A 21895-nucleotide genomic window follows, 5' to 3' on the forward strand; every position below is an offset into this window, starting at 1 on the left:
CAGCAGTATCGTCAGCGGATTCCGAACCCTGGGAGACGAGTAAAACGAGTCTACCTCCGGTTCGAATCTGGTCCCGCGCACTTCTCGGCTCGAATAACTCATGAGAGCCGTGGGTGCGGAATGAGGATTCGAAGCACGGAACGAGCGAACAAAGTGAGCAATGTTCAGGCGGTTCGAATCCGGTCCCGCGCAGTCCTGCTACAGACGCGGGCGATAGTCTCCACCTTCGTGTCAGACCTGATTCCCACACCGCAAGAATCGCGACTGCCGCTTATAATGAGTGTTGGCGTTGTCTCAAAATGAGGGACTGACGATGTCAGTGTACGACCCACTCCGTGACTCGTCTGCTCGCCCCGCAGGATCGACTCGGTTCGACTATGCGGTTGACGACGCGGACAATCCGACGGAGCTCACCGTCTTCAGCGATCAGGACGACGAGCTCCCGACCCACTGGATTTCGGTCGACATCGAGCACGCCGTCGCGCTCGACGAGATGCGGTGAGCGAGGGGTGGGCTCACTCAGGTCGCGTCTATCGATTTCTTGACGACAGAATGGACAGCGAACGCTCTGGAAGCGTTGTGTCCGAAGTAAGTTTGCGTGGGTGCAGTCCCAAGGGAATGCACCTGCACTCTGAGAGTGCGTGGGACCGGATTCGAACCGGCGGACCCCTACGGGACAGCGCCCTCAACGCTGCGCCGTTGGCCTGGCTTGGCTACCCACGCGCGCTCTGTCTGAGTGCATTCAACTGTTTCCGGTGGGTAAATAAAAGCGCTTTCGTTTGGACCCGCCCCGGGAGGGTGTGACACTCGGTCGAACCGGACGTTTGAAATATCACGAAACCGCTACGGGGGGCATGGCCAAATACTCGACCGGCAGTGGTGGCGATAGCGCCGGCGGGAGCTGTGAGCTCTGCGGTAGCGACGGCGGCGACCTCCAGACCGCAAACGTCGCTGGTGCGACCCTCCAAGTGTGTGACAGCTGTGCGCGTGACCACGGGGAAAACGAGCGAACGACAGGCAGTGACAGCTCGCGCGACGAACAGAACCGGAAACGCAAAGCTGCACAGAACGCGGCGAAGCTACAGGACGCACAGCAAGCCGACACCTCCCACTGGGAGGACGGCGCTGATTACGATGACGACCAGCTCCCGTATCTGGTCAGCGAGTACGGCAAGCGCGTAACGGAGGCGCGACAGGACGAGGGGCTCCAGACGAGTGAGCTGGCCGATGAACTCGACCTTGACGAAGCGGACATCCTCGCTGTCGAGCAGGGGCGCGCGACGCAGGCGAACGTCGGCGGCTCGACGATCAAGGCGCTCGAGCAGTACCTCGACATCGACCTGGTCGAGTCCAACTGACCCCCTGATATTTTGCCGACTCCGGTGTAACGGCCGGTATGGACCTCTCCGCTGAGCAGCGAGCCATCCGTGACACCGTTCGAGAGTTCGCCGTCGAGGACATCCGTCCGAAAGCCGCTGATGCCGACCGCGAGCAATCCTTTCCAGAGGAGTGCTGGGACGGGCTCGCGGATATCGACATCACCGGGCTGACGACACCGACGGAATACGGCGGCTTCGACGCCGACAAACCGACGTACGCGCTGGTCAACGAGGAACTCGCGTACGGGTCGCTCGCGGTCGCGACGGCGCTGTCGGTCCACTGCCTCGCGACCTCGTGTATCGCACAATTTGGCTCCAAGGCAGTGCAGGACGACTGGCTCCCAGAGATGGTCGACGGCCGCCCGGTCGGCGCGTTCGCGCTCTCGGAGCCACAGGCCGGGTCGAACCCACGGGAGATGTCGACCACCGCCCGACAGGACGGTGACGAGTACGTCATCGACGGCGAGAAGCAATGGATTACCAACGGCAAACGGTCGGGTGTCGTCATCGTCTTCGCGAAGGCCGACCCCGACGACCCGGATTCGATAACGCAGTTCTTGGTGCCGAAAGACGCCGAGGGGCTCACCGTCGGCGAGAAAGAGGATAAACTCGGCCTCCGCGCGAGCGACACGACGCCGCTCCAGTTCGACGGCGTCCGCGTTCCCGAACGTTACCAACTGACCGAGGAAGGCAAAGGGATGGCCGCAGCCCTGTCGATTCTGACTACTGGGCGGGTCGCTATTGCCGCTCAGGCTGTCGGACTCGCACAGTCAGCCCTTGACGAGGCCATCGACTACGCCGAGGAACGCGAGCAGTTCGACCAGCCGATCAGCGAGTTCCAGACGATTCAGCACAAACTCGCGGACATGGCGACGAACGTGCAGGCGGCGCGGCTGTTGACGTGGAACGCCGCACAGCAACTGGAGCGCGGCGAGCGGGCGAGGGCAGCGGCGAGCATGGCGAAGTACTTCGCGAGCGAGACGGCGGTCGACGTGGCCAACGAAGCTATTCAGATCCACGGCGGCTACGGCTACACGAAAGACTACCCCGTCGAGCGGTTCTACCGCGACGCTCAGGTGACGACCATCTACGAAGGGACCAGCGAAATCCAGCAGAACATCATCGCACAGGACTTGCTGGAGTAAGTGAGCCAGGGCGAAGCGGTTTTGCGGGCGTCGACCCTACTGCCGAGTGTGACACACAACGCCGTCATCTACGATCTTGACGGGACGCTTGTCAGGCTGGCCGTCGACTGGGGGACGGTGACCAGCGACGTGGCGACAGTTCTGCGCGAGCGAAACGTCGACCCTGAAAACCGCGATCTCTGGGAGATGCTGACGCTGTCCTCGGAGACTGGCCACCGTGACGCTGTCGAAGCGGCGATCACCGACCACGAGCGGACTGGGGCGCACGAGTCGGAGCGACTGGCTCTCGCTGACGGCCTCCCACACAGCGTCCCCGTCGGCGTGTGCTCGCTCAACGCGGAGGAGGCGTGTCGGGCAGCGCTAGCCGTTCATGACCTCGACAGTCACGTTGGCCCGGTCGTCGGCCGTGACACTGTCGAGTCACCGAAACCGGATCCGGAGGGGCTACTGGCGATTACTGACGAAGTCGGTGTCGACCCCGGCGCAGCCGTGTTCGTTGGCGATTCAGAAAGCGACGCGACGGCTGCCCAGCGGGCCGGGATGGCGTTTGAGTGGGCGAGCGAATTCGATCAGGCGCGGTATCGCGCGTAGAGGTAGACGCAGACGGCCGTCAGGAACCAGATGAGCGCGCCGACGCGGACCGCGAACATCGCCCGCGCGGTCCATGTCTGGAGCGTGACCGCGGTCGACGCAAGCACGACGAGCGGCGAGCCGACCAGAATCGTCGTCACGAACGTGACCTGCATTACCCACCCGAAATCCACGCCGTCCGGGTCCGTCTTCTCGACTGTTGGCACATCCAATGGTACAGCCAGGTACGGCAAGCACCTTGCGGTTTCCCGGACGACGTGCGCAACCCGAACAGGTAAGGCGCAGGCGCGCCCCCGCTCGGATATGCCAACTGTCCGGGACCTGCAGGCGATGGCTGGTGAGGAGCCGATCACGATGATGACAGCCTACGATGCCGTCACCGCGAGCATCGTTGACGACACCGGCGTCGACGTCATTCTCGTCGGCGACAGTATGGGGAACGCCGTCCTCGGCCACGACGACACGCTCCCGGTCACGCTCGACGAAATGGCGTCCCGGGTCGGTGCGGTCGCACGCGGCGCGGACGACGCACTGGTCGTCGCCGATATGCCGTTTCTCTCCTTCGGCGCGGACGAAAGCGAGAGCATCCAGAACTGTGGGCGAATGCTGAAAGAAGAGGGCGCGAACGCAGTCAAACTCGAATCCGGGCCGCACACGGTCGAGCTGACCGACCGACTGACAGAGCTGGGCATCCCGACGATGGCCCATCTCGGGCTCACGCCACAGAGCGTGAACCAGACCGGCTACACCAGACAGGCGACCGGTCGGGAGGAGGCCGAGGAAATCGTCAACCTTGCGCGAGAACACGAGGACGCTGGCGCGTTCGCGCTGGTGCTCGAACACATCCCGGCAAACCTCGCTGCCCAGGTCACCGAAACCGTCGACATCCCGACGATCGGGATCGGAGCCGGCGGCGACTGCGACGGCCAAGTGCTCGTGTTCACCGATGTGGTCGGCCTCTCGGAGTCCAGCCCGCCTTTCGCCGAGCAGTTCGGCGACGTTCGCGGTGAGGTGGCCGACGCTGTCGACGAGTATATCGACGCCGTCGAATCCGGCGAGTTCCCAGGCGAGTCCCACAGCCACACCGAAGACGAACTCGACGACCTGTACTGAGCAGTCACACCGGTTGGCCGACCTACCCGGCCGCAGCCGTCTGATTCTCTATCCAGGCGTCGTACGCAGACTGGTTCTTGACGACGACGGTGGCGTTCATTTTGCTGTGACCGGCCCCGCACATCTCGGCACAGTACAGCCGGTACTCGCCGGGTTTGGTCGGATGCGTTCGAGCCGTCATTGTCTGGCTAGGGAAGATATCCTGTTTGACGCCCAGTTGCGGAATGTAGATGGCGTGAATCACGTCCGTCGTTCGCAGCCTGAACGTGACGTTCTCGTCGGCCGGAAGGACGAGTCGCTCCTCCGTCGTGACGTTGGCCTCGCCGTAGGAGAACTCCCACCCCCACTGGTAGGCGAGCACGTCTATCTCCGTATCGTCTGCGAAGGCGTCGCCCCCGTCGGCTGACGCCTGAGCCGCCGCGGGCGTAATGTAGGGGTTGGCCATCACCACGAACGCCGAGACGCCGACGAAGACGAGTATCGCGCCCGTCGCGGCCGTCCAGGTCACCTCTAGCGCCGGGTCGTCAACGGTCGGCTTCGGGTCGTCGTTGTTCCGAAACCGGTAGATCACGTACACGAGCGTGAGTTCCACGAATAGCGTCAGTGGCAGGGCGACGTACAGGAGTTGTTCGTTGAGGTCGTCGATAGCAGCCCTGTTGACCGACTGCGCTGTGACCGGAGCAGCAAGTAGCGAGAGCCCGACCACGACAAGGCCCGCCTGAATCACGCGCCTTCGGAGACGCATTGTCACACTGTACCAATCGCCATGTCAAATAACTTGCCCAACGTTGTGTTAACTGAGGGGCGATCGCCGCAAGATCCGGGTCTCCGTGTGGTTTTATGAGCGTGGGCGTGTCAGAAATTGGTAACGTATAGCATGGCGACACGAGCAACCGTTCCGGCACGGCACGTCACACACAGATGCTAAACAGGGCTATCGTTGAGGGAACCGCTCTCGCTGTGCTGGCCCTGGCAGTGCTTTTCCTGTGGGTCCGGGAGCAACGGAAGGCGCGACCGGAGAGCGATGGCGGGTACACGACGCGGGAGGAGATCAAATTCGAAATCGGCCGAATCCAGTCTGAACTGTACCGCTGGCTGACGACGACGGACCATCGGGACATCGGCCTGCTCTACATCGCTTTCGGCACCGCCGCCGGCCTGTGGGGCGGCACCGACGCGATGATGCTGCGGACGGAACTGCTGACGCCGCCGGCAGACATCTGGACGCCGGAGACGTACAACGCGCTGTTTACCACGCACGGGCTGACGATGCTGATATTCTTCGTCCTGCCTGTGTTCTTCGGCATCGGAAACTACGTCCTGCCGCTGCTCATCGGGGCCGACGACATGGCCTTCCCGCGGGTCAACGCCGTCGGGTTCTGGCTCCTGCCGCCGGCCCTGATTCTGGTCCGGATGGGACTCATGATTCAGGTCCTCGGCCAGGTGCTGAATCTGGTGCTCCCGGCGGACGCTATCCGGTTTTTCCTCACGATGCGCGAGGTGAGCGTGGGCTGGACACTGTACGCGCCACTGTCCGTGCAACAGCCCAATCCACAGATAGACCTGCTGTTACTCGGCCTACATCTGAGCGGCATCGCCACGACGGTCGGGGCCATCAACTTCATCACCACAATTGTCTACGAGCGCGGCGAGGGCGTTAGCTGGGCGAACCTCGACATCTTCTCGTGGAACATGCTCGTCACGAGCGGGATTGCGCTGTTCGCGTTCCCGCTGCTGGGGAGCGCGCTAGTGATGCTCCTGCCTAGACCGGAACCTCGGAACGGCCTTCTTCGCCACGGAGGGCGGTGGTGCAATCCTCTGGCAACACCTGTTCTGGTTCTGGGGCCACCCAGAGGTGTACATCCTCTTCCTTCCAGCGACAGGGTTGATGAGCCTTATTTTGCCGAAGTTCGTCGGGCGGAGACTCTTCGGCTACCAGTTCATCGTCTACTCGACGCTAGGGCTGGGCGTCCTCTCTTTCGGCGTCTGGGCGCATCATATGTTCACGACGAGCGCGGACCCGCGAGTGAAGCTGTCGTTCATGGCCGTCTCCATCGCCATCGCCGTCCCGAGTGCGATCAAGGTGTTCAACTGGATCACGACGATGTGGGAGGGGGATATCCGCCTGACTGCACCGTTTATCCTCTGTGCCGGCGGCATCGGGACGTTCATCATCGGCGGCGTCACAGGCGTGTTCCTCGCCGTCATCCCCGTCGACATCCTTTATCACGGGACGTACTACGTCGTCGGCCACTTCCACCTCATCGTCGTCGGCATCATCCCGTTCCTGATGATCGCCGCGAGCTACTACTGGTATCCGCTCATCACCGGCCGGTGGTACGACACACGGATGGCGAGGTTTCAGGCGCTGCTGATCGTCTTTGGCTCGTTCGTGACATTCATGACGTTGCTGGTCATCGGCGGGCTTGGGCTCCCACGACGACAGGCCATCTACCCGCCCGAGTACCAGTTCGCCCAGCAGATCGCGACCGTGGGTGGCTACGTCATCGGCCTGAGTGCGCTGCTGTGGCTGTACAACATGCTCGTCTCGTACTGGCGGGGGACGCCCGTAACGACGACGGACCCGTGGGGTCTGAAGGCGACGAACCAGTTCACCCGTGAGTGGCAGTGGTTCGAACAGCGTATGATGGACAAATACGACATGGAGCCGACTGAGCCCGAGACGACGCGGCGCTCATACGCCCCTGAAGCCGAACCGACCGGACTGGCCGGCGGCGTTGGGAATGTCGCCCAAACCGTCTCTCGGAACGCCTGGATGGCCGCAGCCGGCGGGTTCGTCGGCACGGTTCTGATGAGCGGCGGACTCATCACGGCGATACTCATTGGCGTCCTCGACCCGGTTTCGTTCGGTGAAATCGCTGAACTGGTCGGGCTACCCGCGACTCCGGCCGTCGGCGCGGTGCTCTTCCTCGTTGGCGGGACCGTCACCTGGCCGCTTTTGTTCCTGGCCTTCTCCGACTACCTCCCCGGTCGCCTCCTGTTCGAGACCGGGCTTGTGTTCGCGACACTGATATCCAGCGGGTTCGCCATCGCGTTCTACACTGGCCAGAGTGGACTCGGGTTCGTCGGCTATCTCGCCTTCGTTCTCGTCTCCCACTGGGCGTACGGCATCGGGTTGACCGTGACCTTCCAGTACCTCAAATCGGATGAGGCGCTCCGGACCCGGACAGATGGGGGCGGCTGACAGATGAGTTCCGGTGCAGACTCGTTCGTCTTCCAGTATCTCGCGCCTTTCGTCGGCGTCCTGCTTATTGCGGTCGGTATCGCCGGAGCGGTGCCGGGCGGCTACGCCGTTATCGAGCCGGATCTGGAGAACTGCGGCAACCCGACTATCGGCGTGGAAGAGCCGGAACGGACGGCCGAGCGGTTCAGCGAAGGCGGACCGGGACCGCGGCTCCCACAGTTGGCTTTCGAGGACCTCTCGTCGGCCGAACAGACGGCGTTTCTGACGGCTGTAGACGATCCGGTCGGTGAGGAGCAGGTCGTCGGCAGCGTGCCCAACGCCGACGCCTTCCGTCGCGGAGCCGTGGTTACCTACGAAGGCGAACAGTACTACGTGACCATCGTCGCGGAGAACACCTGCTTCGCGGCCGCACCGCTACAGTTCCCGCTCGGGGTGTTTGCCATCGCGCTCGGGTTCCTCGGCGTGCTGGCCCCGCCGTTGTACCGGCGGCTGGTGCGGCTGGACCAGCGGGCCGGCCGGTCGAATTAGGGGTTTCGTGCGCTCCCCGTGGGGTCAGAGGGCAGCGCCGACGTACAGGACGACGACGAGGAACACCCACACGAGGTCGACGAAGTGCCAGTACAGCGACGTGGTCCGGATAGCCGTGTCCCGCTCGGGCGTGTAATGGCCCCGAAGCGCGCGACCGAACGCGATAGCGAGCAGCAGGACGCCGAGTGCGACGTGCAGGCCGTGGAGGCCAGTCAGGCCGTAGAACGCGCTCCCGAACGCACCCGAGCCGATACCGAACCCCTCCACGGCAACGAACTCGTAGTACTCGTACACCTGTCCGGCGAGGAAGACGACGCCAAGCGCGAGCGTCACCCCGAGCAGGCCGAGGAACCGCCGCCGGTTCCCGCCTTCGAGCGCCTCGTGCCCGTAATGAAGCGTCAGACTCGCTAGTGAGCAGTAATACCGTGTTGATGGCCACGAGCGAGCCGAGCAACGGCGGGAGGTGGGCCGGCGGCCACGACCCGGCCCGGATGAAGGTATAGTAGACGAAACCGGCGGAAAACGTCGCCACGTCGGAAACGAGAAACAGAATCATCGTCGTCGCATACAAGTCGGAACCGCCGTCCACGCGGTTCTGTAGGTAATCGGTGATGAACGCCTCGTTTGCCCACCCGGCGAGTCCGGCCAGCAAGCCGATCGCACCAGCGCCGCCGAGGACAATCGGGACCACGGACGGGACTAGGTCGAGCCCGACAAATACCAGCCCAACGCCCAGATACAGCGACGCGGCGCCGATTGCAGCTATCAGGGGCCATCGACTTCGGTGTTCGTGGCCGTCTTCAGCGGCGTGTTCGGTTCCCGTCTCCGTCGAACCAGCCATGTGAACACGTAGCAGTGGGTCCGGTAAAACGATACCCCCGCAATCCGTACGACGGCTGCGGATCCCACCCGAATTTTTATTACACCGTCAACCGACACCGAGAGTGTGGTTTACGAGACGGGCAACCAAACGGTAGACGACGCCGTCGCACGCGTGTTAGACGGCGAGCGCCTCAACCGACGGGACGGACTGGCTCTCATCGCACAGCCGGTCGACGACCTGGCGGCCGGGGCCGACTACGTGCGCACGCAACTGGGTGATGAAACCGTCGACGCGTGTTCGATCGTAAACGCCAAAGCCGGGAACTGCGCGGAAGACTGTGGCTTCTGTGCCCAGTCGGTTCACTTCGACACCGGCATCGACAACTACGGCTTTCTCGGCCCGGAGAAGATACTGGAGGCCGCAAAACGCGCCGAGCGTGACGGCGCACAGCGGTTCGGTATCGTCGTCGCCGAGAAAGGCGTCTCGAAGGAGAATCGACCCGAGGAGTGGGCGGAGGTACTCGAAGCCATCCGTCTCGTCCGCGACGAGACGGACGTGGAGGTCGACGCCAGTCTCGGCATCCTCACGGAGGAGGAGGCCGCGATTCTGGCCGACGAGGGACTCAACCACTACAATCACAACATCGAAACCTCACCCCGATACTTCCCGGAGGTCGTCCAGACCCATACCTTCGAGAAGCGGGTCGAGACGCTCCGGGTCGCCAAGGACGCCGGCATGGACCTCTGTGCCGGCGTCATCCTCGGGATGGGCGAATCGCCGACTGACAGGGTCGACGCGGCGATGGCCCTGCAGGACATCGGCATCTCCTCGCTTCCGGTGAACATCCTGAATCCGGTCGCTGGCACCCCCATGGCCGAACAGGGGCTGCCTGACATCACGACCGAGGAGGTCGTCAAGACCATCGCGGTGTACCGCCTGCTCCATCCAGAGTCCCGCGTGCGCCTGACCGGCGGGCGCGAGGTCAACCTCGACACGGACGGACAGGTGGCCGCACTGGAGGCCGGCGCGGACGGCATCCTCACCGGTGATTATCTCACTACGGAGGGACAGACGGCGGCCGACGACCTCGAAATCATGGAAGAGGCCGGGCTCGAACCGAACACCGACGCAAACGAGTTCGACCCCGAGGCGGTCAAAGAACGCGCGGCTGACGAGACGGAGACCGAGACGGCAGCAGGGACAGCACAGACCAAATCAGAGCTCAAATCCGACGACTGACAATGGACGACATACGCTTTGCAGTGCTTGGAACCGGTGGTATCGGACGGCGGACGCTCGAAGTCTCACAGCACAAGGACGGCCTCACCGCCGTCGCGGCCTGTGACCGCAACGGCGTGGCTATCGACCACAGTGGCCTCGACGTAGACGAACTGCTGGAGGCGACGGAGGGCAATATTGCAAGCGGGCCCGAGGACGCGTCCGGAACGACGCCCGCAACCCCCACGGACGACTACGCCTCGGACGGCGGTGCAGCTGCGGTCGAGGGCGGAGGCGGCGGCGTCAAACAGCACGGTGAGGAGGCCGGCATCGTCGCCAGTTCGCAGGGCGAGCCGACGGAAACGCCCATCGACGACATCATCGCCGAGAGCGATGCCATCGACGCTGTCCTGCTGGCGCTACCGAATCTCGAACACGACTTCATCCCGCGCGTGGCCGAGCGCTTCGCCGAGGCCGACTACGAGGGCGTCATGATCGACGTGCTCAAGCGCTCCCGTGTCATCGGCATGCTCGATGACCGCGAGGACCTGCTGAAAGAGTCTGGCATCACGTTCGTTTGCGGTGCCGGCGCGACCCCCGGGTTCCTGACCGGTGCAGCGGCCCTGGCCGCCCAGTCATTCGTCGAGGTCGAGGAAGTCGATATCTGGTGGGGCGTCGGCCTCAAATCCGGCTACGAAGACAACCGCGGGACGGTCCGGGAGGACATCGCTCATCTCGACGGCTACGACATCGAGACGGCCCGAGAGATGAGCGAGGAGGAGATCGAGGCCCTCATCGACGAGCACGACGGTGTGCTGGAATTCCACGACATGGAGCATGCCGACGACGTACTACTGGAGCGTGCGGGCATCTGCGATGCCGAGGACGTTCACGTCGGCGGCGTCCTCGACGTGCGCTCGGACGAGAAACCGACGACGACGACGGTCAGCGTGACGGGCACGACATTCGACGGGGAGACCGGCACGAACACCTTCGAACTGGACGACGTGACCAGCATGGAGGCCAACGTCAACGGCCCGGCGCTTGGCTACCTGAAAGCCGGCGTCCGGAACAACCGCGCCGGCCACTACGGCGTGTTCGGCCCCGCTGACCTGATGCCTGGCTTCTGAGACCGCCTGATTCTTCCATGACTCACGGCTTCGATTTGAACGACCGACTCGAACAGCGCGACGCACAGAACCTCCGCCGCCATCTGGAAGTCGCTGAATCCGTCTCGGCACGGACTCGATTCGCCGATGACCCGAAGGGTGAACCACCGGAGTTCGGCGACGAAGCCGCCGTCTTCGCCTCGAACAACTATCTCGGACTGGCCGACGACAGCCGGGTCCAGCGAGCGGCCGAACTGGGGGCACGGACGGTCGGGACCGGCGCAGGGGCCTCGCGATTGGTTACCGGCGACACGAAGGTCCACCGCAGGCTGGAGCGTGACCTCGCGGCCTCGAAAGGGACCGAGCGAGCCTTGGCGTTCTCGTCGGGCTACGCGGCCAACATCGGGACCATCGACGCGCTGGCCCCGGATGTCGTCTTTTCGGACGAGCTGAACCACGCCTCGATTATCGACGGCTGTCGCGTCGGGGCCAGCGAGACAGTCGTCTACGACCACTGTGACCCGGACGACTTGCGAGCGAAACTGGCCACGCGAGCAGCCGATGTCGATGAGGACGAACAGTGGCTCGTGGTCACCGATTCGGTGTTCTCGATGGACGGAGACATCGCGCCCCTGTCGGCTATCTGTGACGCCGCCGATGAGTACGGCGCGTGGTTGATGGTCGACGAAGCACACGCGACGGGGTTGTTCAGTGACAGCGGCGGTGGCGTCGTCCAGCGCGAGGGGCTGAGCGACCGTGTCGATGTGCAGTTAGGCACCCTGTCGAAGGCACTGGCGAGCCAAGGCGGCTACATCGCCGGCGACGAGGTGCTTATCGAGTACCTGCTGAACGCCGCGCGGTCGTTCATCTTCTCGACCGGACTCTCCCCACCAAACGCCGCGGCGGCCCGCGAGGCGCTGCGAATCGCTCGTGAGACCGAACGGACAACGGAACTCTGGGACACCGTGGCAACGCTTCGGGACGGGCTGGAGACAATGGGCTACGAGGTGCTTGGCGAGACACATATCCTCCCGGTCATCGTCGGTGACCGTGGTGACGCCCTCGAACTGGGCGACCGCCTGCGCGACCACGGTATCGTCGCGCCCGCGATTCGACCGCCGACGGTGCCGGAGGGAACGTCCCGCATCCGGGTTGCACCGATGGCGACACACACCGCCGACGACATCGCGCAGTGTCTTGATGCCTTCCGGACTGCCGGCACAGAGGTGGGCGTGCTGTGAGCGAGACAGGCGACGATTCGAGACCCGAGGGCGGGACCGGCCACATCGCTGAGGACGGTGTCTTCATCGTCGGGACTGACACTGGCGTCGGCAAGACAGTCGTGACCGCCGGGCTGACGGGCTGGCTACGGGAGACAGGGAGCGAGGCTGTGGCCGTCAAGCCCTGCCAGACCGGATACCCGCCGGACGACGACGCGGCGTTTGTCGAGTCCGTCTGTGGCACGGCAGACGCCGCAGTCTGTCTGCAGCGGTTATCGCCACCGCTGGCACCGGAAGTGGCCGCACGGGAAGCAGACAGCGATGTCACGCTTTCCTACGAGTCGATCCGCGACGGTGTCACCGATGTCGTGGCAGGAAGCGAGACGGCTGTCGTCGAAGGTATCGGCGGCCTGCGTGTCCCGCTCGCGGACGACCGAGAGGTCATCGACCTTGTTGCGGATGTCGGGCTTCCGGCGCTGGTCGTCGCGCGTTCGGGGCTTGGAACACTCAATCACACGGCGCTGACGGTTCAGGCACTCCGCCGGAGAGGTGTGCCGGTCGTCGGTGTCGTTCTCAACGAGTACGAAGGCGCGACGACCGCTGAGCGCACGAATCCGGGCGTTATCGAACGGATGGCCGGGTGCACTGTCTGGCCGATGTCACCGCTTGAGATAGATTCATCTGCTAGCGTAATTGACGGACTCAGAGCGCATCTTCCGCAGTCGGTGCTGCGGCCGGCTATCGATCAGTAACCGCCGATACGTGGCCGAGCAAAGGGGATAGAACGGGGGCAAACCCCCGTCGTGTGACACTACGGAGCCGGTAAGGCTCCATCTGATATTTGACTACCGATCACTAAAATAGTAAGGCACGTTTCATCTGGAGATTTCCCCGTAGCCCGGGCCCGTGCTCCGTTAGGAACGGGCTACCGCCCAGCCGAAACGACGGTGCTAGAGGTCGATTGACAGCAGTGACCCGACGTCGACACCGTCGTCGAGTAGCGTCCGCATACGGTCGACCGTTGCCTCATTCCGGGTCTGTCCGGTTCGAAGCACCTCCTCGACTCTGTCTATCGTCGTCCGCGTGTCCGACTGAACTGACAGTACTGGAACGTTTTTCTCGGCCGCCTGCCCGATGACCGCACTGGCAGGCTGGAACCCACCAGTGAGGAGTAACGCGTTGATACCAGACGCTTCGAGGGCCGCAGTCTGGACCTCTGACCGGTCGCCACCGGTGACGACAACAGCATCGCGTGTCCGCCGGAAGCGCTCAAGCGCGCTGCTCCCGCTCATCGCGCCGACGCTGAACCGCTCGACGTGGACATCGGTGTTGGCATCACCAGTGAGGATGTCCGCGCCGAGGTTCCGGGCGAGGTCGGCAACCGTGACGCCGGCGAGCGAGCGGTCACGCGGCAGAATGCCGTGGACTGGAATGCCTTCACCTTCGAGGAACGGGACCACGTCATCGGCGAGTTCGTCTACTGTCGCATCGGTGACGCCGTTGAACAGAACCCCATCGAGTCGATCACCGATCGCTTCGGCCGCAGACAGAATTTCGTCCGTGTCACTGGGCGTGTCGTAGCCGGTGACTAACAGTACGCGGGCGTCAAGCAACTCCGCGATATCGATGTCTGTGAGGTCGACGATACTGCCAGTCGCCAGGTCGCTGCTCCCCTCGACGAGGAGCATATCGGTTCCGTCCGAACACGTTTCGATACCCTCTTGGAGTCGCTCACGGAGGTCATCCGGGTCCTCACGCCCGCGGATGGCTTCCTGAATGAACGTCGGCGAGTAGACGATGGGCTCCATGTCGTGGAGGTCGGTCTCCAGGTCGAGTAGCTCGCGGGCGAGCATCGGGTCCTCGTCCCGTGTCTTGCCGACCGCACTCCGCAGGCGCGTCCCCTTGGGCTTCATGTAGCCGACATCGTAGCCCGCGTCGTGAGCACGCGTCGCGAGCGCGAGCGTGATAGCCGTCTTGCCGATACCTTCCTCAAGCGATGTAACGAGTAGCGTGTTCGTGTCGGTCATAGTTTCTCCTGGTCGAGGGTGAGTCGCAGGTCGACCGCCTGTACCCCGTCTGGTGTCGCGACGAGGGGGTTGATGTCCAGTTCGACGATTGAGGGGAAGTCAGTGACGAGTTGCGAGAGCCGCTGGATTGTCTCGACGAGAGTGGCCTCGTCGACGGGGTCGCGGCCCCTGGCACCGCGCAACAGCGGCGCGGAGTCGATGTCGTCGAGCATTCCTTTCGCCTCGGTCTCGCTGACGGGAGCGACACTGACAGTGTTGTCTTCGAGTACCTCGACAAAAATACCGCCGAGGCCGAACAACAGCAACGGTCCGAACTGCGGGTCGCGGTTCATTCCGAGAATCGTCTCGACGCCGTTGTCGAGGTCGACCATCTCCTGTACCTGAACGCCGAGAATCGTCGCGTCCTCCTGGTAGTTACGCGCCCTGACGACGAGGTCTTCGTATGTGTCACGGACCTCCTCGACGGGAACGCCGACCTCGACACCGCCGATGTCGGACTTGTGCAGGATGTCCGGACTGACGATTTTCATCACCACGTCGTCGCCGATTTCCTCGGCGATAGCCTCCGCTTCGACGGGCGAAGAAACGACATCACCCTGTGGTGTCGGAATCCCGTACGCGTCAAGCAGTTCCATCGCTTCCACGCCGAGCCGGTTCGACCCACGCCGGGCGCCGGATTCGAGTATTTCTCGGGCCCGCTCGCGGTCCACGTCGAAGGTCGCTGGCTCCTCGTACTCCATCGCTCTGATCTCTCGGTAGCGCTTGAGCGCGCCCAGACTGCCGACCGCGCGGGCCGGGTCGAAGTAGTTTGGCACGCCCGCTTCGCTCAGGACGTTCGCACCGGCGTCGACCGACTTCCCGCCCATCAGCGTCGCTGCGACTGGTTTCTCGAACCGCTCCTGCTGTTCGACGATGCGTTCCGAGAGTTCCTCGAAGGAAAGCACTGCCGTCGGACAGGCGACGACGACGGCCATCGAGACGTTGTCGTCTGCCAGTACTGTTTCAAGCGCTGTCTCGAAGCGCTCCGCGGGAGCGTCCCCGATGATGTCGACCGGGTTGTAGATGTTTGCCTCGTCGGGCATCTCCTCACGGAGCCGGGAGAACGTCTCGTCACCGAACTGCGCGAGTTGCAGGTCCGAGTCGCCGACAGCGTCGGTCGTCATCACGCCGGGACCGCCGGCGTTCGTCACGATAGCGATCTCGTCCCCGTCCGGGAGCGGCTGGCCGGCGAGAATCTGCGCGTAGTCGAACAGTTCCTGCACGGACTCGACACGGAGCGTCCCGGCCTTGTCGAGGCCGGCCTCGTAGGCCCGCTCTGAGCCGGCCATCGCACCGGTGTGGGAGGCGGCTGCGCTCGCACCCGCGTCCGTGCGGCCGGACTTGACAAGCACAATCGGCGTATCCTGTGTCACCTCACGGGCCGTCTGCACGAACGAGGATCCGTCGTTGATGTCCTCAAGATAGCCCAGAATGACGTCAGTATCGGGGTCGTCACCCCATTCGGCGACGAAGTCGCTCTCGTCGAGTACTGCCTTGTTCCCGAGCGAGACGATGTCCTTGAAGCCGACATCGCGCTCGGCGGCCCAGTCCAGGACGGCGGTGATGAACGCGCCCGACTGGCTCATAAATGAGATGTCGCCGTCGCTGGCCATCAGATTCCCGAAGGTAGCGTTGAGCCCAACGGGCGTCGACATCACACCGAGGCTGTTCGGGCCGACCAGATTCAGGTCGTATTCACTGGCCGCTTCCCGGAGCCGCTTTTCACGTTCGGCCCCATCACTGCCAGTCTCACCGAAGCCAGCGGTGATGACGACGACGTTTTCGATACCCGCTTCCCCGGCGTTCTCGATGACCTCGACCGCCACCGTCGGCGGTACGACGACGACGGCAACGTCGACCGACCCGGGATCTTCCAGGCCGTCGAGGTTGTTATAACACGGCAATCCAAGTACTGTCTCTTTGTTCGGGTTCACGGCCACGACCTCCCCTGCAAACGAATCGAGCAGGTTCGTGGTGACCGCGTGACCGACGGATCCCTCCGAATCGGTCGCCCCGACCACTGCGACACGTTCCGGCGCAAACAACGTCGATAATCGTCCCATGCCTCTACTCAGTGATTACAGTGGGGCCGGAATATAGATGTGGGGAACTCCCAGTGAGCGGGAATCTAGACGATTCATTACCGCGATTTCGGTGTGACGGTGCTTTTGTTCATCACCCCCGTAGCGGCGTCCGATGACTGACGCAACACTCCTAGCACCGTTTGACGACGAGGTGGTCCGTGGGGTCGCGGGGACAAACAGCGTCGATGAAGAGCAATTGCGATCCGCGCTCGCCGACCATCAGCGAACGATGCGTGAGACTCCGGGCGTCGAAGACCTTGTTTACGAGTGGCGAAAGCGGTTCGATGACGCGGTGCTACACCGTACGCCCGAGACGTTCTTCATGGCCGTCAGAGAGAACGTCTGGGAAGAGTACGGCACGCATCTCGGGCTCGACGACTACTTGCTCGCCGCGGTCGTCGCAGTACATCAGGAACAGGTCCTCCGTGAAACAGCGGTTGAAAGCAGCGCTATCGACGAAAGTGTCGTCGCGCTCGTTGTTTCCCGACCGTCGTCGCAGTAGGGTGTTCCTTTTCATCTCAGGTACAGAGTCCGGGCTAAAGCGGCGGTTGTGATCATCGGACAATATTTCAGTTCAGGTAACCAGCCATTCCATCTGAGAACATAATTTTTGGGTTCCCGAAAACATATTTTCACAAAACAATCTTTAAGTGGCTTCCACCAGTACAATAAGATGACTATGGCAACACAAGAGCACGTCCGACGTGAGTTCGGGAATGTCGAAGAGAACGAACTCCGCCTCGACAAGGAGAAGTCCGAGCAGGTAATCAACGCGCTGAATCAGGACTTGGCGGACACGTACACGCTGTACCATCAGGTCAAGAAGCACCACTGGAACGTCGAGGGCGCCGAGTTCCGTGACCTCCACCTATTCCTCGGCGATGCTGCTGGAAACGCCGAAGAAGCAGCCGACGAACTCGCAGAGCGGGCACAGGCCCTCGGTGGCACACCTATCGCCGGCGGCAAGGCACAGGAAGAGCACGCGTCGGTTGAGCCGGAAGGACAGGATGTGTACGACATCCGGACGTCGCTCGAAAACGACCTCGAGATGTACGGCGACATCATCGAGTCGCTGCGTGATCACATCGACCTTGCGGAGAACCTCGGTGACCACGCCACGGCGCAGATCCTCCGGGAAATCATTGTGCAAACTGAGGAAGACGCCCACCACATCGAACACTACCTCGAAGACGACACGCTCGTCCTCGACTAACTCTCGGCACAAGGCTTTCTCTCTCAGTTTCTTCCGCCGGATAGTCGCCACATAGCTCAGACTGTGTAGCGTGGCGTGAACTATTCCGGTAGAACGCAGTCCAAGACTCGAAGGAAAGAGAAACGCGATGCGGAGGGATGAACGAACTATCGTCGAAGGTCAACAGTGATGTCGGTCGAAATCCAGCCGTCTCGGTTCCCGTCTTCGGTAAACACGGTTCTATCAGCACCGCTGTCAAGTGCTGCAACGTCCGGGCGGTCCTCGGAGGTCTCGACATCGTCCGTCTGTGATGGCATTACCTGAGTTAGGCACCCCTAAAGCTAAAAGGATTTTGGTTGGCCTAATCAACTGTGGATACAGCCCCTGCACCGAAAACAAAGACGGCCCGAAGCTGATCGCCGACACGGCGCGGCCTTTAGTATCCGAGGCGACAAAAGAGAGGTATGAGTTCGGACGACGATCTTACCGCCTTGGTTACGGACCTCGTTACGACGCTACAGGAGCTAGAGACGGAGGTCGAGCCAACGACCGATAGCGGTCTCCCGCGGCCGCCGACACCGGGTGAACTCCTCCGATTCACCAGCGATGTGACTATCCCTGCAGTCATTCTCGTGTTGAAGAGCAACATCGAGGCGCTGAAGCTTCTCCGGCGAGCCCTTCGGATGGCCGAGGGGCGGCCGACATCGACAGGTTCTGCCTCGGATGAAGTGCGACAACGCGCAAGTGATCTGAGCCGGGCCACCCTCTCTCGTCTTGATGGTGCGCTGACGGACCTCCAACAGGCTGTGGAAGGGACGTCAGAAGATGAGGAAGCACGCGAGCTCATTCAGGAAGCTCAACAATTACGCAACCAGATCCGAGACAGGTTAGCCGATGAGTCTGACGGAGGTGAGGCGGTCGACCCTGAGCAAGTTACTGACGTTCCCGTGGACGTAGACGCCGAACTACGATCGATAAAGGACGATATCGAAGGCCCCGGTCAGGATGACACCGGGACCGAAAACGGAGACGGAAACGACGAGGAGTAAGGGGTATAGTGCGGTGTGATAAATATACTATATAAAACATAATGATTTATTATCGTAGAGGTGCAGGTATGGATACCGATGTCCAGCTCTACCGCTCCGGGCGGTCGTCGGGCGACCCTGTTCGTCCGATCTGACCTCCCCGCGCCATCACGGAAACGTTGCACCGCTATCGAACGTGAGCTACAGGAGCTGGTGTGCCGTGGCGGACTCGATGACATCGAAACGGTCGAATGGGAGAAACGCGTTCCGCTGCAGGGCCCCGGTAACGGGACCGAGCGGGACCTGTATAACGAGTTCGCGGACTGGGCCCGCGAGTCCGGCGTCTGTCTCGCGCCGTTTTTCGACACCCGGCTCTGTTATAGTTCGACGACGGGCGAGAAACGCCGGGAACTCGTCATGCCAGCCGTCTGCCTCGCGGTCTACGAGGACGGCGATCTCGTACAGGTAGCCCCCTTTGCCGACGCGGGCCGAACGGAGTCCGTTGAAGAGTGCATTACAGAACTGGCCGAGACAGGGACCCTCCCAGAGACGTATTCGACACCCGTCTCGACCGTATAGGTCGGCGTGCCCTGTTCGGCTTCTATGCCGTCTCCGGCGGTGTCGGCTACGGTCTGCTCAGCGGCGCGACTCTCCTCATCTTCTCGAGTGAGACACTGCTCTCTGCCCTCGTCAGCAACACTATCGAAGCGCAGGGGACAGTATCGCCGGCAAAAGAGAGTCGTATTATCCGACAGTATGTAGAGAGCTGGTCAGACCGGATCCCAGCGGTAGCCGTCCCAGTCCTGGCTCTCGGGGACTTTGATACCCGCGTCTGGGTCACGGAGTTCCTCGGTGTAGACGGGTTCGACCGTGTCACCGGTTTCGACCTCGTCCGTAGTCACCTGCCCGAGCGCGCGGACGAACTCGTCGCTCGTACCGGAGACATCAGTTACGTCGAACTCCACGATAGCCAGCGTGTTGGGCTCGCGAACGCCCGGCGGCGTCGCTGTCGAATGGGTCCAGGTGACGACTTCGCCGGTCCGGTCCGAGAGGTCCAAGCTCTCTTCCTGTGGCTCGCCACACTCAGGACACAGCGGATGCGTGGGGTACGAGACGTGACCGTTCGAACACATACCTGCTTCCAGCGTCATTCTGCGGCCTCCATGATGGTGGTGATGACACAGTTCCCGAACCCGCCGACGTTACACGCCAGTGCAGTGTCGGCCTCGACCTGTCGCGGCCCGGCCTCGCCGACGAGTTGTTCGTAGATTTCGACGCCCTGCGCGACACCGCTTGCCCCCAGCGGATGGCCCTTCGATTTGAGCCCGCCGGAGGTGTTGATTGGCAACTCGCCGTCCTTGGCCGTCGCGCCGTCCATCGCCATCTCCCAGGCCGTTCCCTGGTCGGCGACGCCGATGCCCTCCAACTGGAGGAACTCCAGAATGGTGAACATATCGTGCAGTTCGGCCACGTCGAGGTCGTCGGGGCTGAGACCGGCCATCTCGTAGGCCTGTTTGCTCGACTCGACGACCCCGCCCATGATTGTCGGGTCGTCGCGCTCGTGGACAACGTGGGTATCAGTCGCCCCACCGATACCGGAGACGAGTGCGTACTCGTCGGTGATCTCTTTGGCCCGTTCCTCCGTCGTGAACATGAGCGCGGCGCTGCCGTCCGTAATCGGGCAGAAGTCATACAGCCGCAGCGGGTCCGCAATGATGGGCGACTCAAGCGCTTTTTCCATCGTGATTTCCTTCTGGAACTGCGCCTTGGGGTTATCCACGCCGTTTCTGTGGTTCTTGACTGCGACCCGGGCGAGTGACTCCCGAGGGGCGTCAAAGCGCTCCAGATAATGCCGGGCGGTCATCCCGGCAAAGGACGGGAGCGTCACGCCGTGTTTGTACTCGTCGGGGTGGGTTATGGAGGCGATGATGTCTGTCGCCTGGCCCGTCGTCTTGTGAGTCATCTTCTCCCCGCCAACCAGCAGCGTCATGTCGCTGGCCCCGCTGGCGACTGACTGCCAAGCTTCGTAGATGCCGGCCCCGCCCGAGGACGAGGTCTGGTCGACCCGTTCGCTGTAGGCCGGAAGCACCCCCAGATCGTGGGCTAACAGGTTCATGATTCCCGTCTGCCCCTCGAACTCACCGCTGGCCATGTTCGAGACGTACAAGTGCTCTACGTCGTCAGGCGTGACGCCGGCGTCCGTGAGACACTCTTCGCCCGCCTGCGAGAGCAACTCACGGATCCAGGCGTCGCGTTGCCCGAACTTCGTCATTGACGCGCCGATTACTGCGACTCCCATACCTGTGCCGTCACAGGGGTCTCGTGTATGTATTACGGTCTGACCTATAGAACGAGTGGAATGTTCACGCAGTCGTCGTGACGACCGACAACCCCTCGGCGGGTTGGTCACCGGCTAGTGAGACGAGCAACCGCCAGCCGTCCGCAGTTCGCTCCGCTTGGGCCATCTGTGGCGTGATACTCGTCCGGCGCAGTAGCTCGACAGCAATCGGCAATACCGGACAGCGAAGGTCCGACAGCGTCGGACGATAGTTCTGTAATGTGATATATTTGGAACAACGGCCGGGACCGGTGGCCGCGGGTTCGATTGCTGCCTCGTCGACTACCCCCGCTGTTTCGAGGTCGACGACAGCGTCCCGGACCGGCTCGGGTCCGCTTGGCTTTCGCGGCAATTGCCCGGCGGCTTCTCGGAGGGTATCCGCCTGTAGTTCCGGGTCGAGGTGTTCTGCGAGCGCCGTGGCCATGCTTTCGAGCATCGCCAGACAGAGTCGCTCGCGGTTCTCGGTCTCCTCGGCCGCTTCGAGATAGCTGTCGATAACTGCCTGTTCGACGGAGCGATGACGGCCCGACAACACCTCGAACAGCGACCCGGCGACCGTGTGACAGTACTCCGGGAGCGACGACGGAGCAGTCCTGACGGCGTCGGTCCCCCACGGCGCTTCACAAACGATGAGGCCGTGAACGGTGACACGTGGGTCGTAGCGACGGAGGGCGCTTCGGTAGGCAGTCGCGACACTGGCCGCTTCGGCGGCTGTTTCGCGGTCCGGAAACTGCATCCCCGACACTGGGAACGGCGGCGTGCCCGTCCTGGCGCTGACGACACGATACGGACCGACAGCCACGCTGAGGTCCGAGAGCCTGTCACGGATGTCCGCGAGCGTTCGTCCGACCATGGT

22 protein-coding genes, 1 tRNA gene and 2 pseudogenes are annotated in these 21895 nt (G+C 62.7%); 15 read left to right on the forward strand and 10 right to left on the reverse strand.

The window, feature by feature from the left end; genetic code table 11:
• The first annotated feature begins 313 nt into the window (after nucleotides 1-313).
• Nucleotides 314-502 (forward strand): DUF7511 domain-containing protein, encoded by a 189-nt coding sequence (locus ACODNH_RS18000; RefSeq protein ID WP_434530710.1) that lies wholly within the window; start codon nucleotides 314-316, stop codon nucleotides 500-502.
• A 136-nt stretch (nucleotides 503-638) separates the two neighbouring features.
• Here ACODNH_RS18000 and ACODNH_RS18005 read toward each other — a convergent pair.
• Nucleotides 639-723 (reverse strand) — tRNA-Leu (locus ACODNH_RS18005).
• 131 nt (nucleotides 724-854) lie between these two features.
• Between ACODNH_RS18005 and ACODNH_RS18010 the strand changes: the two genes are divergently transcribed.
• Genes ACODNH_RS18010 through ACODNH_RS18020 form a run of 3 tightly spaced genes read left to right on the forward strand, consistent with a single transcriptional unit; the run spans nucleotide 855 to nucleotide 3115 of the window.
• Nucleotides 855-1358, forward strand: a complete 504-nt coding sequence (locus ACODNH_RS18010) for a helix-turn-helix domain-containing protein (protein ID WP_306706644.1) — start codon at nucleotides 855-857, stop codon at nucleotides 1356-1358.
• A 38-nt stretch (nucleotides 1359-1396) separates the two neighbouring features.
• Entirely contained in the window at nucleotides 1397-2524 is a 1128-nt protein-coding gene (locus ACODNH_RS18015; protein WP_434530711.1) for an acyl-CoA dehydrogenase family protein, read from the forward strand.
• Nucleotides 2525-2572: 48 nt separating this feature from the next.
• The gene (locus ACODNH_RS18020) at nucleotides 2573-3115 is read left to right on the forward strand and encodes an HAD family hydrolase (protein WP_434530712.1); all 543 of its coding nucleotides are present in this window, start codon (nucleotides 2573-2575) and stop codon (nucleotides 3113-3115) included.
• Here ACODNH_RS18020 and ACODNH_RS18025 read toward each other — a convergent pair.
• A complete protein-coding gene (locus tag ACODNH_RS18025; protein WP_005534398.1) occupies nucleotides 3094-3321 on the reverse strand; it encodes a DUF5822 domain-containing protein in 228 nt (75 codons plus the stop codon). The genes ACODNH_RS18020 and ACODNH_RS18025 overlap by 22 nt on opposite strands.
• A 97-nt stretch (nucleotides 3322-3418) precedes the next feature.
• Between ACODNH_RS18025 and panB the strand changes: the two genes are divergently transcribed.
• A complete protein-coding gene (gene panB, locus ACODNH_RS18030) occupies nucleotides 3419-4228 on the forward strand; it encodes a 3-methyl-2-oxobutanoate hydroxymethyltransferase (RefSeq protein ID WP_434530713.1) in 810 nt (269 codons plus the stop codon).
• Nucleotides 4229-4250: 22 nt separating this feature from the next.
• Here the strand turns inward: panB and coxB are convergent, their stop codons facing one another.
• A complete protein-coding gene (gene coxB / locus ACODNH_RS18035) occupies nucleotides 4251-4973 on the reverse strand; it encodes a cytochrome c oxidase subunit II (protein ID WP_434530714.1) in 723 nt (240 codons plus the stop codon).
• 176 nt (nucleotides 4974-5149) lie between these two features.
• Between coxB and ACODNH_RS18040 the strand changes: the two are divergent.
• Nucleotides 5150-7433: pseudogene (locus ACODNH_RS18040) on the forward strand (DUF6789 family protein).
• A 3-nt stretch (nucleotides 7434-7436) separates the two neighbouring features.
• Entirely contained in the window at nucleotides 7437-7961 is a 525-nt protein-coding gene (locus ACODNH_RS18045; RefSeq protein ID WP_306706657.1) for a hypothetical protein, read from the forward strand.
• 24 nt (nucleotides 7962-7985) lie between these two features.
• Here ACODNH_RS18045 and ACODNH_RS18050 read toward each other — a convergent pair.
• Nucleotides 7986-8802 (reverse strand): annotated as a pseudogene (locus ACODNH_RS18050) (cytochrome c oxidase subunit 3).
• Nucleotides 8803-8907: 105 nt separating this feature from the next.
• Between ACODNH_RS18050 and bioB the strand changes: the two are divergent.
• From bioB to bioD, 4 genes are read left to right on the forward strand one after another with little or no spacing between them, the layout of a single operon-like run.
• Complete coding sequence (bioB, locus tag ACODNH_RS18055) at nucleotides 8908-10023, forward strand: biotin synthase BioB (protein ID WP_434530715.1); 1116 nt, start codon at nucleotides 8908-8910, stop codon at nucleotides 10021-10023.
• A 2-nt stretch (nucleotides 10024-10025) separates the two neighbouring features.
• The gene (locus ACODNH_RS18060; RefSeq protein ID WP_306706663.1) at nucleotides 10026-11132 is read left to right on the forward strand and encodes a transcriptional regulator; all 1107 of its coding nucleotides are present in this window, start codon (nucleotides 10026-10028) and stop codon (nucleotides 11130-11132) included.
• A 17-nt stretch (nucleotides 11133-11149) separates the two neighbouring features.
• Entirely contained in the window at nucleotides 11150-12352 is a 1203-nt protein-coding gene (locus ACODNH_RS18065; RefSeq protein WP_434530716.1) for an aminotransferase class I/II-fold pyridoxal phosphate-dependent enzyme, read from the forward strand.
• Entirely contained in the window at nucleotides 12349-13083 is a 735-nt protein-coding gene (bioD, locus tag ACODNH_RS18070) for a dethiobiotin synthase (protein WP_434530717.1), read from the forward strand. Before ACODNH_RS18065 ends, bioD begins: the two co-directional genes overlap by 4 nt.
• A 198-nt stretch (nucleotides 13084-13281) precedes the next feature.
• Here bioD and ACODNH_RS18075 read toward each other — a convergent pair whose 3' ends face one another.
• Together ACODNH_RS18075 and acs are read right to left on the reverse strand one after the other, a co-directional pair.
• Nucleotides 13282-14358, reverse strand: coding sequence for a phosphotransacetylase family protein (locus ACODNH_RS18075; protein WP_434530718.1), 1077 nt, complete (start codon nucleotides 14356-14358; stop codon nucleotides 13282-13284).
• Entirely contained in the window at nucleotides 14355-16460 is a 2106-nt protein-coding gene (gene acs, locus ACODNH_RS18080; RefSeq protein ID WP_434530719.1) for an acetate--CoA ligase alpha subunit, read from the reverse strand. The genes ACODNH_RS18075 and acs overlap by 4 nt, the downstream gene beginning before the upstream one ends.
• Nucleotides 16461-16593: 133 nt before the next feature.
• Between acs and ACODNH_RS18085 the strand changes: the two genes are divergently transcribed.
• Both ACODNH_RS18085 and dpsA read left to right on the forward strand, forming a co-directional pair.
• On the forward strand, nucleotides 16594-16983 hold the full coding sequence (locus ACODNH_RS18085) for a hypothetical protein (RefSeq protein WP_306706673.1): 390 nt from the start codon (nucleotides 16594-16596) through the stop codon (nucleotides 16981-16983).
• 177 nt (nucleotides 16984-17160) lie between these two features.
• On the forward strand, nucleotides 17161-17694 hold the full coding sequence (dpsA, locus tag ACODNH_RS18090; RefSeq protein ID WP_306706675.1) for a DNA starvation/stationary phase protection protein DpsA: 534 nt from the start codon (nucleotides 17161-17163) through the stop codon (nucleotides 17692-17694).
• Between the two features lie 146 nt (nucleotides 17695-17840).
• On the opposite strand, the gene ACODNH_RS18095 is transcribed toward dpsA, so the two are convergent.
• Complete coding sequence (locus ACODNH_RS18095) at nucleotides 17841-17990, reverse strand: hypothetical protein (protein ID WP_434530720.1); 150 nt, start codon at nucleotides 17988-17990, stop codon at nucleotides 17841-17843.
• A gap of 147 nt (nucleotides 17991-18137) precedes the next feature.
• On the opposite strand from ACODNH_RS18095, the gene ACODNH_RS18100 reads away from it, so the two are divergent.
• Nucleotides 18138-18722 (forward strand): DUF7547 family protein, encoded by a 585-nt coding sequence (locus ACODNH_RS18100; RefSeq protein ID WP_434530721.1) that lies wholly within the window; start codon nucleotides 18138-18140, stop codon nucleotides 18720-18722.
• Nucleotides 18723-18800: 78 nt separating this feature from the next.
• The gene (locus tag ACODNH_RS18105) at nucleotides 18801-19280 is read left to right on the forward strand and encodes an HTH domain-containing protein (RefSeq protein WP_434530722.1); all 480 of its coding nucleotides are present in this window, start codon (nucleotides 18801-18803) and stop codon (nucleotides 19278-19280) included.
• A gap of 191 nt (nucleotides 19281-19471) precedes the next feature.
• Here the strand turns inward: ACODNH_RS18105 and ACODNH_RS18110 are convergent, their stop codons facing one another.
• The 3 genes from ACODNH_RS18110 to ACODNH_RS18120 all read right to left on the reverse strand — a co-directional run bounded on the left by ACODNH_RS18110 (nucleotide 19472) and on the right by ACODNH_RS18120 (nucleotide 21892).
• Complete coding sequence (locus tag ACODNH_RS18110) at nucleotides 19472-19852, reverse strand: Zn-ribbon domain-containing OB-fold protein (RefSeq protein ID WP_434530723.1); 381 nt, start codon at nucleotides 19850-19852, stop codon at nucleotides 19472-19474.
• A complete protein-coding gene (locus tag ACODNH_RS18115; RefSeq protein WP_434530724.1) occupies nucleotides 19849-21000 on the reverse strand; it encodes a thiolase C-terminal domain-containing protein in 1152 nt (383 codons plus the stop codon). The genes ACODNH_RS18110 and ACODNH_RS18115 overlap by 4 nt, the downstream gene beginning before the upstream one ends.
• A gap of 64 nt (nucleotides 21001-21064) precedes the next feature.
• Nucleotides 21065-21892, reverse strand: a complete 828-nt coding sequence (locus ACODNH_RS18120) for a DUF7551 domain-containing protein (protein ID WP_306706686.1) — start codon at nucleotides 21890-21892, stop codon at nucleotides 21065-21067.
• Nucleotides 21893-21895: the final 3 nt, after the last annotated feature.

Origin of the sequence: Haloarcula sp. NS06 (assembly GCF_051122755.1) — an archaeon.
Lineage (GTDB): Archaea > Halobacteriota > Halobacteria > Halobacteriales > Haloarculaceae > Haloarcula.

Bases quoted from the DNA above. Each gene is read 5' to 3' on its own strand.
- ACODNH_RS18000 (WP_434530710.1), top strand. From the start codon at position 314: ATGTCAGTGTACGACCCACTCCGTGACTCGTCTGCTCGCCCCGCAGGA.
- ACODNH_RS18010 (WP_306706644.1), top strand. From the start codon at position 855: ATGGCCAAATACTCGACCGGCAGTGGTGGCGATAGCGCCGGCGGGAGC.
- ACODNH_RS18015 (WP_434530711.1), top strand. From the start codon at position 1,397: ATGGACCTCTCCGCTGAGCAGCGAGCCATCCGTGACACCGTTCGAGAG.
- panB (WP_434530713.1), top strand. From the start codon at position 3,419: ATGCCAACTGTCCGGGACCTGCAGGCGATGGCTGGTGAGGAGCCGATC.
- coxB (WP_434530714.1), bottom strand. From the start codon at position 4,973: ATGCGTCTCCGAAGGCGCGTGATTCAGGCGGGCCTTGTCGTGGTCGGG.
- ACODNH_RS18045 (WP_306706657.1), top strand. From the start codon at position 7,437: ATGAGTTCCGGTGCAGACTCGTTCGTCTTCCAGTATCTCGCGCCTTTC.
- ACODNH_RS18060 (WP_306706663.1), top strand. From the start codon at position 10,026: ATGGACGACATACGCTTTGCAGTGCTTGGAACCGGTGGTATCGGACGG.
- ACODNH_RS18065 (WP_434530716.1), top strand. From the start codon at position 11,150: ATGACTCACGGCTTCGATTTGAACGACCGACTCGAACAGCGCGACGCA.
- ACODNH_RS18075 (WP_434530718.1), bottom strand. From the start codon at position 14,358: ATGACCGACACGAACACGCTACTCGTTACATCGCTTGAGGAAGGTATC.
- acs (WP_434530719.1), bottom strand. From the start codon at position 16,460: ATGGGACGATTATCGACGTTGTTTGCGCCGGAACGTGTCGCAGTGGTC.
- ACODNH_RS18085 (WP_306706673.1), top strand. From the start codon at position 16,594: ATGACTGACGCAACACTCCTAGCACCGTTTGACGACGAGGTGGTCCGT.
- dpsA (WP_306706675.1), top strand. From the start codon at position 17,161: ATGGCAACACAAGAGCACGTCCGACGTGAGTTCGGGAATGTCGAAGAG.
- ACODNH_RS18095 (WP_434530720.1), bottom strand. From the start codon at position 17,990: ATGCCATCACAGACGGACGATGTCGAGACCTCCGAGGACCGCCCGGAC.
- ACODNH_RS18100 (WP_434530721.1), top strand. From the start codon at position 18,138: ATGAGTTCGGACGACGATCTTACCGCCTTGGTTACGGACCTCGTTACG.
- ACODNH_RS18105 (WP_434530722.1), top strand. From the start codon at position 18,801: ATGTCCAGCTCTACCGCTCCGGGCGGTCGTCGGGCGACCCTGTTCGTC.
- ACODNH_RS18110 (WP_434530723.1), bottom strand. From the start codon at position 19,852: ATGACGCTGGAAGCAGGTATGTGTTCGAACGGTCACGTCTCGTACCCC.
- ACODNH_RS18115 (WP_434530724.1), bottom strand. From the start codon at position 21,000: ATGGGAGTCGCAGTAATCGGCGCGTCAATGACGAAGTTCGGGCAACGC.
- ACODNH_RS18120 (WP_306706686.1), bottom strand. From the start codon at position 21,892: ATGGTCGGACGAACGCTCGCGGACATCCGTGACAGGCTCTCGGACCTC.